The following is a 15,080-nucleotide window of genomic DNA, read 5'->3' as shown; positions in this document are numbered from 1 at the left end:
CGCCAACGCCCGCGCCCGCCCCGCCAGGCCCGCGCCCGCGCCCGCACGCCGGGGACCGCACCGGCCCGCTCGCCCCGGGCCCGTGGCGGCCCGTCGTGGTCCCGGCTCCCGCCGGGCCCGCCTCCTGTAGGCGACCCTCGCCGTCCGGCCGCTCATGGTCCGGCTCCTCCCCGCGCCGCCGGTGGTCCGTCCGGCCGTGGGTTCAGGCCCCGTCGGGCTGCGCGGGGTGGAAGGCTATGCGGGTCAGGCGTGCGGCCGCGGCCCGGTCCAGCAGTACGACCGAGGCGCAGCCCGGCGGCAGCGGGCCCGACTCCGCGGCCCGCACCAGCCGGCGCACCGCCGCCCGGTGCCGGGCGAAGGCGTAGGCCGACACGCCCCGCCCCCGCGCCGCCTGCCCGGAGAGGGCCTCCTGCGGGGTGGCGTCCAGGATCAGCAGGTGCAGGGCCCTGCCGCGGCGCCGGGCCGTCGCCGCCAGCAGCCCCCGCACCCAGCGCTGCGTCCCGCAGTCGTGGACGACGGCCGAGGCGCCGGAGCCCAGGGTCCGCCACAGCCCCCAGTAGTGCGCGATCCGCACCAGCGGGCGGTAGACGGCGTACGGGAGCCCCCTGGGCATGCGCTGCTCCCAGCGCTCGCGCACGTCCTGGGAGTCGATGCCGCTGCCCTCGGCGGCCCGCTTGATCAGCGTGCTCTTGCCGCCGCCGGGCAGGCCGGAGACCACGACGATGTCGCCCTCGGCGAAGCCGAGCCCGCGCGGCCCGCGGTCCCCCCGGCCGCGCAGGTCGCGGACCGGCCCGCGGTGCTCGCGCGCCCCCTGTGCGGGCACGCCCTCCGCGGCCCCGGCGGTCGCCAGCACTCCGAATCTCCGCACAAGATCGCCTCCCCCGTATCGGGCCTCCAGGACCCCATGCCCACTGAGTGTAAAGAGACGGTAATCCGACACCGCCGGTTCCGCCCGGCCGTCCGGCCACCGGACACCGCCCGTCACCGACAGGACACCGCCCGCCGACGGACACCGCCCACCGGACCCTGCCCGCGACCGAGCGAATGACACAGTCTTTCGGGCCCGCCCACCCGATCCGCGGTACGGCGTGCAATGATGTGCGCCATCTGGACCAACTGCATACCGGCCGCTTGAATCCGCGCGGGAGAGTCCCGGCAGGCCGCGAGGCCGCGCCCGGGCGCCGAAGGAGCAAGTACCTCCCTTGAATCTCTCAGGCCCCGTACCGCGTGGATGAGGCAGATCTGAAAAGCGAGCCGCGCCCCTGCCGTCCCCCGCGACGGACCGGGGCGTGCTCCACCCAAGGTGCAAGTCGGTGTTCCCGTTCCCGCGGGACTCTCGGCGAACCTCTCAGGTTCCGATGACAGATGGGGAGGAACGTCCTCGTCATGTCATGCCCTGGGACCCGGGAGCCACACCCATGAGCAATGCCCCCCGCCTGACCGCCCTCGATGCGCTGCACCGCTCGCTCGGTGCGACCATGACCGACTTCGCGGGCTGGGACATGCCGCTGCGGTACGGCAGCGAGCGCGACGAACACAACGCCGTGCGCACCAAGGCCGGCCTCTTCGACCTCTCCCACATGGGCGAGATCACCGTGACCGGTCCGGAGGCCGTGAAGCTCCTGGACTACGCCCTGGTCGGGAACATCTCCACCGTCGGCGTCGGCCGCGCCCGCTACACGCACATCTGCCGGGAGGACGGCGGGATCCTCGACGACCTGATCGTCTACCGCCTGGCCGAGACCGAGTACATGGTCGTCGCCAACGCCTCCAACGCCCAGGTCGTCCTCGACGCGCTCACCGAGCGCGCCGCCGGCTTCGACACCGAGGTCCGCGACGACCGCGACGCGTACGCGCTGATCGCCGTCCAGGGCCCGGAGTCCCCCGGCATCCTGGCTTCCCTCACCGACGCCGACCTGGACAACCTGAAGTACTACGCCGGCCTGCCGGGCACCGTCGCCGGCGTGCCCGCGCTGATCGCACGTACGGGCTACACCGGCGAGGACGGCTTCGAGCTGTTCGTCTCCCCCGAGCACGCCGTGGAGCTGTGGCAGGCCCTGACCAAGGCCGGCGAGGGCGCCGGCCTGGTGCCCTGCGGCCTGTCCTGCCGCGACACGCTGCGCCTGGAGGCGGGCATGCCGCTGTACGGGCACGAGCTGACCACCTCCCTGACCCCGTTCGACGCGGGTCTGGGCCGGGTCGTGAAGTTCGAGAAGGAGGGCGACTTCGTGGGCCGCGCCGCCCTGGAGGCCGCCGCCGAGCGTGCCGCCACGAACCCGCCGCGCAAGCTGGTCGGCCTGGTCGCCGAGGGCCGCCGCGTCCCCCGCGCCGGGTTCCAGGTCGTGGCGGGCGGCGAGGTGATCGGCGAGGTCACCTCCGGCGCCCCTTCCCCGACCCTGGGCAAGCCGATCGCGATGGCATACGTGGACGCGGCCCACGCCGCGCCCGGCACCTCCGGCGTCGGCGTGGACATCCGCGGTACGCATGAGCCGTACGAGGTCGTCGCCCTGCCCTTCTACAAGCGGCAGAAGTAGCGCCGGCGCGGCGGCGGCCCCGGCCGCCCACCGCCGGCCGAGGCGTCTCACCACGCAAGACCACTGTTCGTTCGCACTCCCCCGCATCCAGGAGAATCAGGTCATGAGCAACCCCCAGCAGCTGCGTTTCAGCAAGGAGCACGAGTGGCTGTCGGCCGCCGAGGACGGCGTCGCCACGGTCGGCATCACGGAGTTCGCGGCCAACGCGCTCGGTGACGTCGTCTACGCCCAGCTCCCCGAGGTCGGCGACACGGTGACCGCGGGCGAGACCTGCGGCGAGCTGGAGTCGACCAAGTCGGTCAGCGACCTGTTCTCCCCCGTCACCGGCGAGGTCGTCGAGGCGAACCAGGACGTCGTGGACGACCCCAGCCTCGTGAACTCCGCTCCGTTCGAGGGTGGCTGGCTGTTCAAGGTCCGCGTCGCGGAGGAGCCGGCCGACCTGCTCTCCGCCGACGAGTACGACCAGCTCACCGCCGGTAAGTAACTGACCACAGGGGATCCTGATGTCCGTTCTGAACACGCCCCTCCACGAGCTCGACCCGGACGTCGCCGCCGCCGTCGACGCCGAGCTCGTACGCCAGCAGTCCACCCTGGAGATGATCGCCTCGGAGAACTTCGCTCCGGTCGCCGTCATGGAGGCCCAGGGATCGGTCCTGACCAACAAGTACGCCGAGGGCTACCCGGGCCGCCGCTACTACGGCGGCTGCGAGCACGTCGACGTCGTCGAGCAGATCGCGATCGACCGGATCAAGGCGCTCTTCGGCGCCGAGGCCGCGAACGTCCAGCCGCACTCGGGTGCGCAGGCCAACGCCGCCGCGATGTTCGCGCTGCTGAAGCCGGGCGACACGATCATGGGCCTCAACCTGGCCCACGGCGGTCACCTGACCCACGGCATGAAGATCAACTTCTCCGGCAAGCTCTACAACGTGGTCCCCTACCACGTCGGGGAGGACGGCCAGGTCGACATGGCCGAGGTCGAGCGCCTCGCCAAGGAGAGCAAGCCGCAGCTGATCGTCGCCGGCTGGTCGGCGTACCCGCGCCAGCTGGACTTCGCCGCCTTCCGCCGGATCGCGGACGAGGTGGGCGCGTACCTGATGGTCGACATGGCCCACTTCGCGGGCCTGGTCGCCGCGGGCCTGCACCCGAACCCGGTGCCGCACGCCCACGTCGTGACCACCACCACGCACAAGACCCTGGGCGGTCCGCGCGGCGGTGTCATCCTGTCGACGCAGGAGCTCGCCAAGAAGATCAACTCCGCGGTCTTCCCCGGCCAGCAGGGCGGCCCGCTGGAGCACGTGATCGCCGCCAAGGCGGTCTCCTTCAAGGTGGCGGCCTCGCCCGAGTTCAAGGAGCGCCAGGAGCGCACCCTGGCCGGCGCGAGGATCATCGCCGAGCGCCTGGTCCAGGACGACGTCAAGGCCGTGGGCGTGGACGTGCTCACCGGCGGCACCGACGTGCACCTGGTCCTGGTCGACCTGCGCAACTCGGAGCTGGACGGCCAGCAGGCCGAGGACCGCCTCCACGAGATCGGCATCACGGTCAACCGCAACGCCATCCCGAACGACCCGCGGCCGCCGATGGTCACCTCGGGTCTGCGGATCGGTACGCCGGCCCTGGCCACGCGCGGTTTCGGCGCCGAGGACTTCACCGAGGTCGCCGACATCATCGCGGAGGCCCTGAAGCCGGCGTACGACGGCGAGGCCCTCAAGGCGCGCGTCTCGGCGCTCGCCGCGAAGTTCCCGCTGTACCCGTCGCTGTAGGCCACGGCTCGGGGGCCCGGCCTTGTGTCACACAGGGCCGGGCCTTTCTCATGGCCCGGGGCCGCGGTCCGGTACGTCGGGACCGCGACAGCCCCCGTACAGGCCGGCGTAACCGGCACCCCCACGAACTGACGTACGCTGATGAACCGGGCATGGGCGCCCACGAGGTGATCTTTGCCCGCAATCCCCGCAAGATCCGCCCCCCTTCCGTCGGCCGCCTCGTCCCCCCGCGAGACCGGCAGGCGGTCCGCTCCCCGCCACCCGCGGGGGTGAACAACTCCCGGGAGTCCGCCACCGTGGCCATTTCGGTTTTCGATCTCTTCTCGATCGGCATCGGTCCCTCCAGCTCGCACACCGTGGGTCCGATGCGCGCCGCCCGCATGTTCGTCATGCGGCTGAAGAAGGACGGTGTGCTCGCGCAGACCGCCTCCGTCCGGGCCGAGCTGTACGGCTCGCTCGGCGCGACCGGCCACGGCCACGGCACCCCGAAGGCGGTGCTGCTGGGCCTGGAGGGCCACTCCCCCCGCACGGTGGACGTGGAGACCGCCGACGACGAGGTGGAGCGCATCCGGCAGACGGGCCGGCTGCGCCTGCTCGGCACGGAGATAGGAAGCGCGCACGAGATCGCGTTCGACGAGCCGAGCCAGCTGATCCTGCACCGCCGCCGGGCCCTGCCGTACCACGCGAACGGCATGACCCTCTTCGCGTACGACGCCTCGGGCGCCCCTCTGCTGGAGAAGACCTACTACTCGGTCGGCGGCGGCTTCGTCGTCGACGAGGACGCGGTCGGCGAGGACCGGATCAAGCTCGACGACACCGTGCTGAAGTACCCCTTCCGCTCCGGTGACGAGATGCTGCGCCTGGCTAAGGAGACGGGCCTGTCGATCTCCTCGCTGATGCTGGAGAACGAGAAGGCCTGGCGCACGGAGGAGGAGATCCGCGCGGGCCTGCTGGAGATCTGGCGGGTCATGCAGGCCTGCGTCGCGCGCGGCATGTCCCGCGAGGGCATCCTCCCGGGCGGCCTGCGGGTCAAGCGCCGCGCGGCGTCCACGGCGCGCCAGCTGCGCACCGAGGGCGACCCGATGCTCCACCGCAGCGAGTGGACGACGATCTACGCGATGGCGGTGAACGAGGAGAACGCGGCGGGCGGCCGCGTCGTCACCGCGCCGACGAACGGCGCCGCGGGCGTCCTCCCGGCCGTCCTGCACTACTACGTGAACTTCGTGCCCGGCGCGGACGAGGACGGCGTGGTCCGCTTCCTCCTCGCCGCGGGCGCGATCGGCATGCTGTTCAAGGAGAACGCCTCGATCTCCGGCGCCGAGGTCGGCTGCCAGGGCGAGGTCGGCTCCGCCTGCTCGATGGCGGCGGGCGCGCTGGCCGAGGTGCTGGGCGGCACCCCGGAGCAGGTCGAGAACGCGGCCGAGATCGGCATGGAGCACAACCTGGGCCTGACCTGCGACCCGGTCGGCGGCCTGGTCCAGATCCCGTGCATCGAGCGCAACGGCATGGCGGCGGTCAAGGCGGTCACGGCCGCGAAGATGGCGATGCGCGGCGACGGCAGCCACAAGGTCTCCCTGGACAAGGTCATCAAGACCATGAAGGAGACCGGCGCCGACATGAAGATCAAGTACAAGGAGACGGCGCGCGGCGGCCTCGCCGTCAACGTCATCGAATGCTGACCTGATCCGGTTCCTGTTGCGGGCGGGACCCCGGGCGCCGCGGCGCCCGGGGTCCCGCCCGTTTTCCTCCGGCCACTCCCCCGACCTGCGCCAACCGTCCCGGTTTTCCCGGGCGTCGAGGTTTGGCATGGAGGGACCACGCTTCAGGGCGAACCGGGGGACGAGGGCGGTAAGGGACGATCCGCGTGGGCAGTGGTGATCACGTGACGTCGCGGCCACACACCCCGGCGGCCGGCCACCCGCCCGGGACCGCAGCCCTTTCCCCCACGGAGGACCCCACCATGGCAAGCACCCGCAGCGCCCGCGCGATCGCCGCTCTCGCCGCGCTCCCCCTCGCCGCCCTGCTCTGCTCGGGCACCGCCCGGGCCGACGGCGGAGCCGGTGCGGGGACCTCGTCCAACGCGGCCGCCGCCGAGATCGTCGACAGCGGCGTCTTCGGCGCCAACGCCGGCAACTCTTCGACCACCCAGCAGGTCGCCACCGGCTCCGGTGCGACGAACCAGAGCAACGCGGTGCAGCTCAACGGCACCGGCTCGGCCCCCGTCGGGCAGTCCAACGGGAACGCGCCGGTCTCCGCCGAGCCCGCTCCATAGCCGCCCGGTGAACCTGCGGGCCCGCCTCCGGCCGGAGGCGGGCCCGCCCCCTCCCGTGCCGCGTGATCCGGCGACTCCTCGGATCGGAAATTTCGGACCATTGGGAAATTCACCTGGTTTTGCCGCAACCATGGACACGCGCGCGGTGTCTCCTGCAGTGACACCACCAGTCCCCGCCCCTCCAGAAACAGGGGGACGTCATGAACCATCTCCGCCGCCGGCAGACCGTGGCCCTGGCCACGGGGGCGCTCCTCACCGCCGGAATCGCCCTCGCCGCGCCCGCCTCCACCGCCCAGGCCCCGGCCGCGACCACCGGGCGCACCGCCGTCCCGCACGTCGTGAACGCCCGCTGGGCCGGGCACTGCGCGTACGACCGGATCGTCATCGACCTGCGGGGCCGCGTCCCCGGCGTCGAGGTCACCCGCGTCCCGCGGCTGTACCGGGACGGCTCCGGCGAGCCCGTACCGCTCGCCGGGAAGTACTTCCTCCAGATCCGCCTGCACCCCGCCGACGCGCACCTGAGCTCCGGCGAGAGCACCTACCGCGGGCCGAAGCTCGCCCGGATCGGCCTGCCCGCGCTGAAGGGCTTCGCCATGACGGGCGACTTCGAGGGGTACGTCACCTTCGGCGCCGCCTTCGACAAGAAGCCGTCCTACACGTCGTTCACCCTGCGCTCGCCCGACCGGTTCGTGCTGGACGTCGCGCACCGGAACACGTGCTGCGGCTGAGCGTCCGCACGGACGGCCGGCCGGGCGGCAGGCAGCCGCCCGGCCGGCCCGGCTCCTGCCCCGCCCTGCCCGGCTGCGTCAGCGGTGCTCCGGGTTGGGGAAGTCGAAGCGGCAGCCGGCGTCCCACTCGGAGCGCTGGTTGCCGTGGGCGGGGATGCCGCCGGAACGCTTGAGCAGGGCGGCCAGGTGCATGAGGTTCCACGACATGAAGGTCGTGTTCCGGTTGGTGAAGTCGTTCTCCGGCCCGCCCGAGCCCGGGTCGAGGTACGAGGGGCCGGGCCCCGCCTCGCCGATCCAGCCGGCGTCGGCCTGCGGCGGGACGGTGTACCCGAGGTGCTGGAGGCTGTAGAGGACGTTCATGGCGCAGTGCTTCACGCCGTCCTCGTTGCCCGTGATCAGCGCCCCGCCGACGCGCCCGTAGTACGCGTACTGGCCCAGCTCGTTCAGGATCGAGGAGCAGGCGTAGAGCCGCTCGATGACCTGCTTCATCACGGAGCTGTTGTCGCCGAGCCAGATCGGCCCGCACAGCACGAGGATGTCGGCGGCCATGATCTGGCTGTACAGGACGGGCCACTGGTCGGTTTCCCAGCCGTGCTCGGTCATGTCCGGCCAGACCCCGGTGGCGATGTCGTGGTCGACGGCGCGGATCAGCGAGGTCCGGGCGCCGGCCGCCTCCATGACGGCGCGGCTCCGCGTGATCAGGCCCTCCGTGTTGCTGGTCTCGGGCGAGCGCTTGAGCGTGCAGTTGACGTAGACGGCGGTCAGGTCGGAGTAGTCGAACGCCCCGGCGTTCGCCCCCGGCTGCCGTGTCGCGGTGTCGTGTTCGGCGGGCACCCTCCCAGTGTCTCTGATCAGCTGAGCGATCCCGTGCGAACCGTGGGGTTCGGCGTGGCTTCTGCCCACCTGGGTGGGGCGGCATGGGCGTGGAGGTGGAATCCCGCGCCCAGTGCTGCTCCTCGTGGCCGGTGTCGGCGGATGGTGGGTGTGCTGACCGTGGTCACGCCCTGGTGCCGGTGGGCTGCGCGGGGCAGCGTCCTCCGGCCCGTTGGTGCGTGTCCCTCCGGACGCCGGCCGGCACGGCCCGAAGGCCGGGCCGGGGAGGGAACCCCGCGTCGCCTGGGCGCGGGGCGGTTGGTGCGCGGCCGGGTGGGGCCGGTCTTGGACCGGTCCGTCCGGCTGGTCCTGCGGGGCACCGGACCCTGCGGCGACCGGAAGGCGCCCGTCCGGGGGTGACCACCCCCGGACGCCGTCCCCCGGCCGCCACGCCCCGCCGCTCCCCGCGCACGCCCCGGCGGCGCCGGTTGGAGCGCAGGAGCGGAAGAGCGCCTCAGCGCGCGCCGGTCCACAGCGGCCACAGCCGGAAGCCGGAACTTCCTTGGCCTCGGAACGGTTTGGCCCCTCCGCCCGGAGCGCACCAGCCGCCAACCGTCCCGAAGCGGAATCCCCGGGCCCAACAGGCGCCGCGCATCCGGGTTGTTACCGGTCCACGAGGCGGATTAGGGTCATCAGGCCTTGGTGTACGGGAAACCGGTGGAAAACCGGTGCGGCCCTCGCCACTGTGAACGGGAAGTCCGGCTCCACTCCTGCGGGAAAGCCACTGGGCAGCGCGGGGAGGGACCCGCACCGCCCGGGAAGGCGGAGCCAGGGCATCAGCACCCGTGAGCCAGGAGACCGGCCAAGGCGCGTTGTCCATCCACGAGGTGCTGGAGAGGTCTCCCGCTCATGCATATAGCCGAGGGGTTTCTGCCCCCCTTGCACGCGGCCGCCTGGGGCGCCGCGTCCGCCCCCTTCGTCGTCCACGGGGTACGGGCCCTCACCCGCGAGGTGAAGGCCAACCCGGAGAGCACCCTCCTGCTGGGCGCATCCGGAGCGTTCACGTTCGTCCTGTCCGCGCTGAAGATCCCGTCGGTGACGGGCAGCTGCTCCCACCCCACCGGGACCGGGCTCGGCGCGATCCTGTTCCGGCCGCCCGTCATGGCGGTGCTCGGCACGATCACCCTCCTCTTCCAGGCGCTGCTGCTCGCGCACGGCGGACTGACCACCCTCGGCGCCAACGTCTTCTCGATGGCCATCGCCGGGCCGTGGTCGGGCTACTGCATCTACCTGCTGCTGCGGCAGCTCAACGCCCCGCTGATGGTGTCGGTGTTCTTCGGCGCCTTCTTCGCCGACCTCGTCACCTACTGCGTGACCTCGGTGCAGCTCGCGCTCGCCTTCCCCGACCCGGGTACGGGCTTCCTCGGCGCGCTCGCCAAGTTCGGCGGCATCTTCGCGGTCACCCAGATCCCGCTCGCCGTGAGCGAAGGCCTGCTGACGGTCCTGGTGATGCGGCTGCTGATGCAGTCCAGCAAGTCCGACCTGGTCCGGCTGGGCGTCGCCCGGCTCGCCGGCCGCTCCGAGCAGAAGACGGCGGTGTGACGCGCATGAACCCGAGCCGGAACGCGAAGATCAACGGCCTGCTGCTGCTCCTGGTGGCCGCGCTGGCCGTACTGCCCCTCGCCCTGGGCCTCGGCGAGGGCAAGGAGGAGCCGTTCACGGGCGCCGACGCGCAGGCGGAGGCGGCCATCAGCGAGCTGAAGCCGGACTACGAGCCCTGGTTCTCCCCGCTGTACGAGCCCCCCTCCGGGGAGGTCGAGTCGGCGCTGTTCGCCCTGCAGGCGGCGCTGGGCGCGGGCGTGCTCGCGTACTACTTCGGCGTCCGCCGGGGACGCCGCCAGGGCGCTGCCGCGGCCGCCGCGGCCGCCGGCACGGCTCCCGCCGGCGCCGCACCGGCACCGGCCGCCGCATCCGCATCCGCATCCGCATCGGCGCCCGGCGCGGAGTCGTAGCCGGTGCTGCCGATCGATGTGGCTGCGCACAGCAGCCGCTGGCGGGGCCGCCATCCTCTGGAGAAGGCACTGCTCGGGCTCGGCCTGACGGTCAGCGCCCTGTGCCTGCCGCCCTGGCCCGGCGGACCGCTCGTGGCCGCGGCGACCCTCGCCGTGCTCCTCGGGCCGGCCGGGGTCGCCGGACGGCAGCTGTGGCGGGCCTTCCGGATCCCGCTGGGGTTCTGCTTCACCGGGGCGCTGCCGCTGCTGGTCGCGGTCGGCGGCCCGGCCGGGCCGGTCTCCCCGGCCCCGGACGGGCCGCGGCTCGCCGCCGAGCTGCTGCTGCGCACCTCGGCGGCCTCCCTCGGGGTGCTGCTGTTCGCGTTCACCACGCCGGTGTCGGACGTGCTGCCCCGGCTGGTCCGGGCCGGGGTGCCGGCGCCGGTGGTGGACGTGGCGCTGGTCATGTACCGGATCGGCTTCCTGCTGCTCGACTCCCTGGCCCAGGTGCGGCGCGCGCAGGCGGCCCGCCTGGGGCACGCGGGCCGGGCGGCGGCCTGGCGCTCGGTGGCCGGGCTCGCCGCCACCTCGTTCGTGCGGGCCTTCGACCGCGCGGCGCGGCTCCAGTCGGGCCTGGCCGGGCGCGGCTACGACGGCGCGCTGCGGGTCCTCGTCCCCGAGGCGACCCTGTCCTGGCGCTTCCTCGCGGCGTCGGCGGCCCTGCTCGCGGCCGTGGCCGCACTGACCCTCACCCTGAAGGGGCTCTACCTGTGAACCCGTTGGTGGAACTGGCCGGGGCCGGCTACGCGTACGAGGACGGCCCGGCGGTGCTGGCCGACGTGGACTTCGCCATCGCCGAGGGCAGGGCGCTGGTCCTGCTCGGCCGCAACGGCAGCGGCAAGACCACGCTGATGCGGCTGCTCAGCGGCGGCCTGCGGCCCGGCTCGGGCGAACTGCGCCTGGACGGGACGCCGGTCGGGTACGACCGGGCGGGCCTGACCCGGCTGCGGACGGCGGTCCAGCTGGTGGTGCAGGACCCGGACGACCAGCTCTTCGCCGCCTCGGTGGAGCAGGACGTCTCCTTCGGCCCGATGAACCTCGGCCTGCCCGCGGACGAGGTGCGGGCCCGCGTGGAGTCCGCCCTGGCCGCGCTCGACATCACCGGGCTGCGGGACCGCCCGACACACCTGCTCTCGTACGGGCAGCGCAAGCGCGCGGCGATCGCGGGCGCGGTGGCGATGGCCCCGCGGGTGCTGATCCTCGACGAGCCGACGGCCGGCCTCGACCCGGACGGGCAGGAGCGGCTGCTGGACACGCTGGCGGGGCTGCGCTCGCGCGGCACCACGGTGGTGATGGCCACGCACGACGTCGACCTGGCGGTGCGCTGGGGCGACGACGCGGCGGTCCTGACCCCGACCGGTATCCGCTTCGGCCCGGCCGCGCGGCTGCTGGCCGACCCGGGACTGCTCGCCGAGGCAGGCCTGCGCCAGGCCTGGTCGCCGGCGGTGGCGGCTTTCCTGCGGGCCCGGGACCTGCTCGGCCCCGGCGCCCCGGGCCCGGGCACCCCCGAGGCGCTGGCCTCCTGGCATTGACCCGGACGGCGTGCGGCGAACCTAGGATGACGGCATGTCGCTGCCGCACGCCATCCTCACCGCCCTGCTCGAGAAGCCCTCGTCCGGGCTGGAGCTGACCCGGCGGTTCGACAAGTCGATCGGGTACTTCTGGTCCGCGACGCACCAGCAGATCTACCGCGAGCTGGGCCGGCTGGAGGAGGCCGGGCTGATCCGGGCCCTGCCGAGCGAGGTGCCCGTGCGGGGGCAGAGGAAGGAGTACGAGGTCCTGCCCGCCGGCAGCGCGGAGCTCGCCCGGTGGGTCGGCGAGAGCCAGGACCCGAAGGCCATCCGGGACCCGCTGCTGCTGCGGATCCGGGCCGCGGGCGTGGTCGGGGTGCAAGGGCTGGCCGGGGAGCTGCGGCGGCACCTGGAGCTGCACCGGCGGCAGCTGGCGCTGTACGAGGCCATCGAGGAGAAGGACTTCCCCCCGGAACGGGACTCCGACGAGGACCGGCTGCGCCGGCTCGTGCTGCACGGCGGCATCGGCCTGGAGACGTTCTGGCTGCGCTGGCTGGAGGAGGCCCTGGGCGAGGTCGGGGACATGACGCCGCCGGGCGGCGCCGCGGATGCCGCCCCGCACGTCCCGGACGCCTCGGACGCCCCGGCCGGGGCCGACGGCGCGCCGTAGGGCGCGGACCGCCGGAGGCGGGCACCCGTACCGCGCCCCGCGGGCGGGCAGGCCGCAGCCCCCGTACGCCCGCCGGGGCGGTACGGGGGCTGTGCGCGCCTTACTTGTCCAGGGAGGCCCAGAACTCGTCGAAGCTCAGCAGGCCGTCGCCGTTCACGTCCTTGGCGGCGATCACGGAGTCCGCGACCGGGCCCGTGACGAACGGGTCGCCCATCTCCGCCATGGCCCGGCGGAACTCGTCTGCCGTGACGAAGCCGTCGCCGTCCGCGTCGAACCTGCCGAACGCCTGCCGTGCGCTCTCGATGTCCGCCACTGGGATCCACCCCTTCTTGGTGCTCGTTGACCGGCTCAGGGTAGCGGCAGCCGGGAGCGGCCGCCGCTACCGGGTCCCTTCGGACGGCACGCCGGCGGACCAGGCGCCGACCGGGGACCACGCCTGGCCGGTCAGCAGCTACGCGCCGGCCGAGCAGGTGCTGGAGGACGAGCGGTTCAGCCTGAGGGACACCGCCCGTCCCGGGGTGCCGCGCCAGTACGGGCCGACGATCCCGCCCGAGGTCGTCGACAACATGGGCAGCATCAACGGTGCCGGCCTGCGCACCGCGGTGACGAAGTCCCTCAACCTGCGCCGGCACGGCCTGCAGGGCTGGCTGCGCGCCACGGCGGGCGCGCTCGTCGACCGGCCGGTCTCCGAGGGGCGGGCCGTGGACCTGCGGGCCGGGTTCGCCGGCCCCCCGCCGAGAACCTGGTGTGGCGCACGGGCTTCGTCGAGCGGCTGCCGGAGCGGCTTCCGGTCGCCTGGTGAGGGCGCGGCGGCGGCCCGGGAGGGCGTGCGGGCTCCCGGGGCGCCGCTCCGTGCCGTGCAGTGCGGTGCAGTGGGGCGGCCCTAGCGGAAGACCCCGGTGTGGCCGAGGGAGTAGCGGCCGGGCTGCGGGTAGACGGCCAGGCCGTGCGGGCCGCCGCCCACGGGGATCCGGGCGAGCTGCCGGCCGGTGGCCGTGTCGATCGCGTAGACCTCGCCGTCGTAGCGGCCCGAGAGCCACAGCACCTTGCCGTCGGCGGAGACGCCGCCCATGTCGGGGCTGCCGCCGTCGGGCAGCTGCCACTTCTTGGTGAGCCTGCCCTGCTGGAAGTCGTAGACCGAGATGCTGCCCTCGCCGCGGTTGGAGATGTACATCTCGCGGGAGTCGCGGCTGACGTACAGGCCGTGGCAGCCCTTGCCGGTGGGCAGCAGCTTGGGGGTGTCGAACTGCTCGCCGCTGAGCACCCACATGCCGTGCGCCATCATGTCGGCGACGTAGAAGGTCTTGCCGTCCGGGGAGATCTTGACGTCCTGCGGCATGGCCCCCTCGAAGGGCAGCTTCTGCTGGGCGACGACCTCCATCTTCTCGGTGTCGACCTTGAGGAGTTCGCCGGAGAACTCGCACGAGACGATGAAGTAGCGGCCGTCCGCGGAGAAGTCGGCGTGGTTGACGCCGAAACAGGTCACCGGGAGGGACTTGACCCGGTTCATGGTGCGCGGGTCGCGGAAGACGAGCTCCTTGTCCATCGAGGCCATGACCACCGCGTACTTGCCGTTCGGCGTGAAGTACAGGTTGTACGGGTCGTGCACCTCGACGGGTTCGCCGGCCTCGCCGGTCGCGGGGTTGATCGGGGTGAGGGTGTGGCCGCGGTTGTTGTTGACCCACAGTGTCTTCAAGTCCCAGGAGGGGACCACGTGCTGGGGCTGGATGCCGACGGGGATGGTGTCGATGACCTTGTACGTCGCGGGATCGATGACGGACACCGTGTTGGAGGCGGTGTTCGGCACGTAGACCCGGGACGGGAAGTCCTTGACCACCGGGGAGAGCCGGTTCGGGCGGTCGGCCGCGTACACGTCGTTCGGGTCGAGGAGCGGCGGCATGCCGGCGAGGCCGGGCGGGACGGCGGGGACGGCCTTGACGGGCGGCCGGGCCGCGGCTTCGGAGCCGAGCGCCTCGGCGGGGCCCTTGTCGCCGGCCGATCCGCAGCCGGCCAGGGCGGCGAGGACCAGACCGGCCAGGAGCACGGTGGCCTTCCGGGGAAGGCGGGTGGTCGTCATGGGGTCAGCAGCTCCGTGGTGGTCACCGCGCGCAGTTCGCGGCGCGCGAGTTCTTCGAGGAGGGGCGGCATCGCGTCGACCGTGTCCGCGTAGCCGAAGTGCAGGCTCACCACCGATCCGCTGCGGATCGTCCCGGTGACGGTGCGGATGACGGCCGCCGCGCCGGGCGAGGTGAAGTCGAGGGAGTCCACGTCGTACGAGAGGACGTGCGGGTAGCCCGCCCGCCGGGCCAGCTTCCGGACGAGCGGGGTGGCGTACTGCGTCCGCGAGGGGCGGAACCAGGTGCCGATGGAGCCGGTGAGGCGCTTCAGCCGCCGGGCGCAGCCGGTGATCTCCGCGTACGCCTCGGCCTCGGCCATGTCGTTGATCGCGAGGTGGCGCTGGGTGTGGTTGCCGAGCTCGTGGCCGCCGTCCAGGACCCGGCGGGCGATGTCCGGGTGGGTGTCGAGCCAGGCGCCGATCGCGAGGACGGTGACCCGGGCGCCCGCGCGTTCGGCCTCGGCGAGCACGGCCCGGGCGGTGGCGGGGTCTCCGTTGCCGTGGAACGTGAGGGCGACCCGGGGGCGGTTGCGGGGGCCGTGCGCGATCTCCTCGGGCTGTCCGGGGAAGCGTCGCGGGGCGGGGTCAGCAGCTCCGTGGTGGTCACCGCGCGCAGTTCGCGGCG

At 73.3% G+C, this 15,080-nt stretch carries 17 protein-coding genes and 2 riboswitches; of the genes, 12 read left to right on the top strand and 5 right to left on the bottom strand.

The window, feature by feature from the left end; all coding sequences use genetic code 11:
- Nucleotides 1-202 precede the first annotated feature (202 nt).
- Nucleotides 203-823, bottom strand: a complete 621-nt coding sequence (locus HYE82_RS24140; protein WP_309144434.1) for an AAA family ATPase — start codon at nucleotides 821-823, stop codon at nucleotides 203-205.
- Between the two features lie 309 nt (nucleotides 824-1,132).
- Nucleotides 1,133-1,236, top strand: a riboswitch (glycine riboswitch).
- Between the two features lie 182 nt (nucleotides 1,237-1,418).
- Here HYE82_RS24140 and gcvT point away from each other — a divergent pair.
- The 6 genes from gcvT (at nucleotide 1,419) to HYE82_RS24110 (ending at nucleotide 7,294) form a co-directional block, all read left to right on the top strand.
- Nucleotides 1,419-2,534: a glycine cleavage system aminomethyltransferase GcvT gene (gene gcvT, locus HYE82_RS24135; RefSeq protein ID WP_179176246.1), complete on the top strand. Its 1,116-nt coding sequence runs from the start codon at nucleotides 1,419-1,421 to the stop codon at nucleotides 2,532-2,534.
- A gap of 103 nt (nucleotides 2,535-2,637) precedes the next feature.
- Nucleotides 2,638-3,018, top strand: a complete 381-nt coding sequence (gene gcvH, locus HYE82_RS24130) for a glycine cleavage system protein GcvH (protein WP_179176245.1) — start codon at nucleotides 2,638-2,640, stop codon at nucleotides 3,016-3,018.
- A 19-nt stretch (nucleotides 3,019-3,037) separates the two neighbouring features.
- Entirely contained in the window at nucleotides 3,038-4,294 is a 1,257-nt protein-coding gene (gene glyA, locus HYE82_RS24125; RefSeq protein WP_179176244.1) for a serine hydroxymethyltransferase, read from the top strand.
- A 296-nt stretch (nucleotides 4,295-4,590) separates the two neighbouring features.
- Nucleotides 4,591-5,973, top strand: coding sequence for an L-serine ammonia-lyase (locus HYE82_RS24120; protein ID WP_179176243.1), 1,383 nt, complete (start codon nucleotides 4,591-4,593; stop codon nucleotides 5,971-5,973).
- Between the two features lie 281 nt (nucleotides 5,974-6,254).
- Nucleotides 6,255-6,566 (top strand): hypothetical protein, encoded by a 312-nt coding sequence (locus tag HYE82_RS24115; RefSeq protein ID WP_179176242.1) that lies wholly within the window; start codon nucleotides 6,255-6,257, stop codon nucleotides 6,564-6,566.
- A 200-nt stretch (nucleotides 6,567-6,766) separates the two neighbouring features.
- A complete protein-coding gene (locus HYE82_RS24110) occupies nucleotides 6,767-7,294 on the top strand; it encodes a hypothetical protein (RefSeq protein WP_179176241.1) in 528 nt (175 codons plus the stop codon).
- 78 nt (nucleotides 7,295-7,372) lie between these two features.
- Here HYE82_RS24110 and HYE82_RS24105 read toward each other — a convergent pair whose 3' ends face one another.
- Nucleotides 7,373-8,128: a flavodoxin family protein gene (locus tag HYE82_RS24105; RefSeq protein ID WP_179176240.1), complete on the bottom strand. Its 756-nt coding sequence runs from the start codon at nucleotides 8,126-8,128 to the stop codon at nucleotides 7,373-7,375.
- Between the two features lie 662 nt (nucleotides 8,129-8,790).
- Nucleotides 8,791-8,989, top strand: a riboswitch (cobalamin riboswitch).
- A 27-nt stretch (nucleotides 8,990-9,016) separates the two neighbouring features.
- Here HYE82_RS24105 and HYE82_RS24100 point away from each other — a divergent pair.
- The 5 genes from HYE82_RS24100 to HYE82_RS24080 are packed head-to-tail and all read left to right on the top strand — an operon-like array spanning nucleotide 9,017 to nucleotide 12,339.
- Complete coding sequence (locus HYE82_RS24100) at nucleotides 9,017-9,709, top strand: energy-coupling factor ABC transporter permease (protein WP_179176239.1); 693 nt, start codon at nucleotides 9,017-9,019, stop codon at nucleotides 9,707-9,709.
- Nucleotides 9,710-9,714: 5 nt separating this feature from the next.
- The gene (locus tag HYE82_RS24095) at nucleotides 9,715-10,119 is read left to right on the top strand and encodes an energy-coupling factor ABC transporter substrate-binding protein (protein ID WP_179176238.1); all 405 of its coding nucleotides are present in this window, start codon (nucleotides 9,715-9,717) and stop codon (nucleotides 10,117-10,119) included.
- A 3-nt stretch (nucleotides 10,120-10,122) separates the two neighbouring features.
- Nucleotides 10,123-10,872, top strand: coding sequence for a cobalt ECF transporter T component CbiQ (gene cbiQ, locus HYE82_RS24090; protein ID WP_179176237.1), 750 nt, complete (start codon nucleotides 10,123-10,125; stop codon nucleotides 10,870-10,872).
- Complete coding sequence (locus HYE82_RS24085; protein ID WP_179176236.1) at nucleotides 10,869-11,690, top strand: ATP-binding cassette domain-containing protein; 822 nt, start codon at nucleotides 10,869-10,871, stop codon at nucleotides 11,688-11,690. Before cbiQ ends, HYE82_RS24085 begins: the two co-directional genes overlap by 4 nt.
- A 34-nt stretch (nucleotides 11,691-11,724) precedes the next feature.
- The gene (locus HYE82_RS24080; protein ID WP_179176235.1) at nucleotides 11,725-12,339 is read left to right on the top strand and encodes a PadR family transcriptional regulator; all 615 of its coding nucleotides are present in this window, start codon (nucleotides 11,725-11,727) and stop codon (nucleotides 12,337-12,339) included.
- 100 nt (nucleotides 12,340-12,439) lie between these two features.
- Here the strand turns inward: HYE82_RS24080 and HYE82_RS24075 are convergent, their stop codons facing one another.
- A complete protein-coding gene (locus HYE82_RS24075) occupies nucleotides 12,440-12,652 on the bottom strand; it encodes an EF-hand domain-containing protein (protein WP_179176234.1) in 213 nt (70 codons plus the stop codon).
- 16 nt (nucleotides 12,653-12,668) lie between these two features.
- Between HYE82_RS24075 and HYE82_RS24070 the strand changes: the two genes are divergently transcribed.
- Nucleotides 12,669-13,226, top strand: coding sequence for a hypothetical protein (locus HYE82_RS24070; RefSeq protein WP_179176233.1), 558 nt, complete (start codon nucleotides 12,669-12,671; stop codon nucleotides 13,224-13,226).
- On the opposite strand, the gene HYE82_RS24065 is transcribed toward HYE82_RS24070, so the two are convergent.
- Nucleotides 13,223-14,416, bottom strand: a complete 1,194-nt coding sequence (locus HYE82_RS24065; RefSeq protein ID WP_179176232.1) for a YncE family protein — start codon at nucleotides 14,414-14,416, stop codon at nucleotides 13,223-13,225. The two genes, HYE82_RS24070 and HYE82_RS24065, sit on opposite strands and share 4 nt — an antisense overlap.
- Nucleotides 14,413-15,080: polysaccharide deacetylase family protein (locus HYE82_RS24060; protein ID WP_179176231.1), on the bottom strand; the 668-nt coding region annotated here is incomplete at its 5' end. The genes HYE82_RS24065 and HYE82_RS24060, both read right to left, overlap by 4 nt.

The organism is Streptomyces sp. BR123 (assembly GCF_013401435.1).
In the GTDB taxonomy this organism is placed as follows: Bacteria; Actinomycetota; Actinomycetes; order Streptomycetales; family Streptomycetaceae; genus Streptomyces.
The sequence above is the reverse complement of the archived record's forward strand: the minus strand, read 5'-3'. Positions and strand labels throughout refer to the sequence as shown.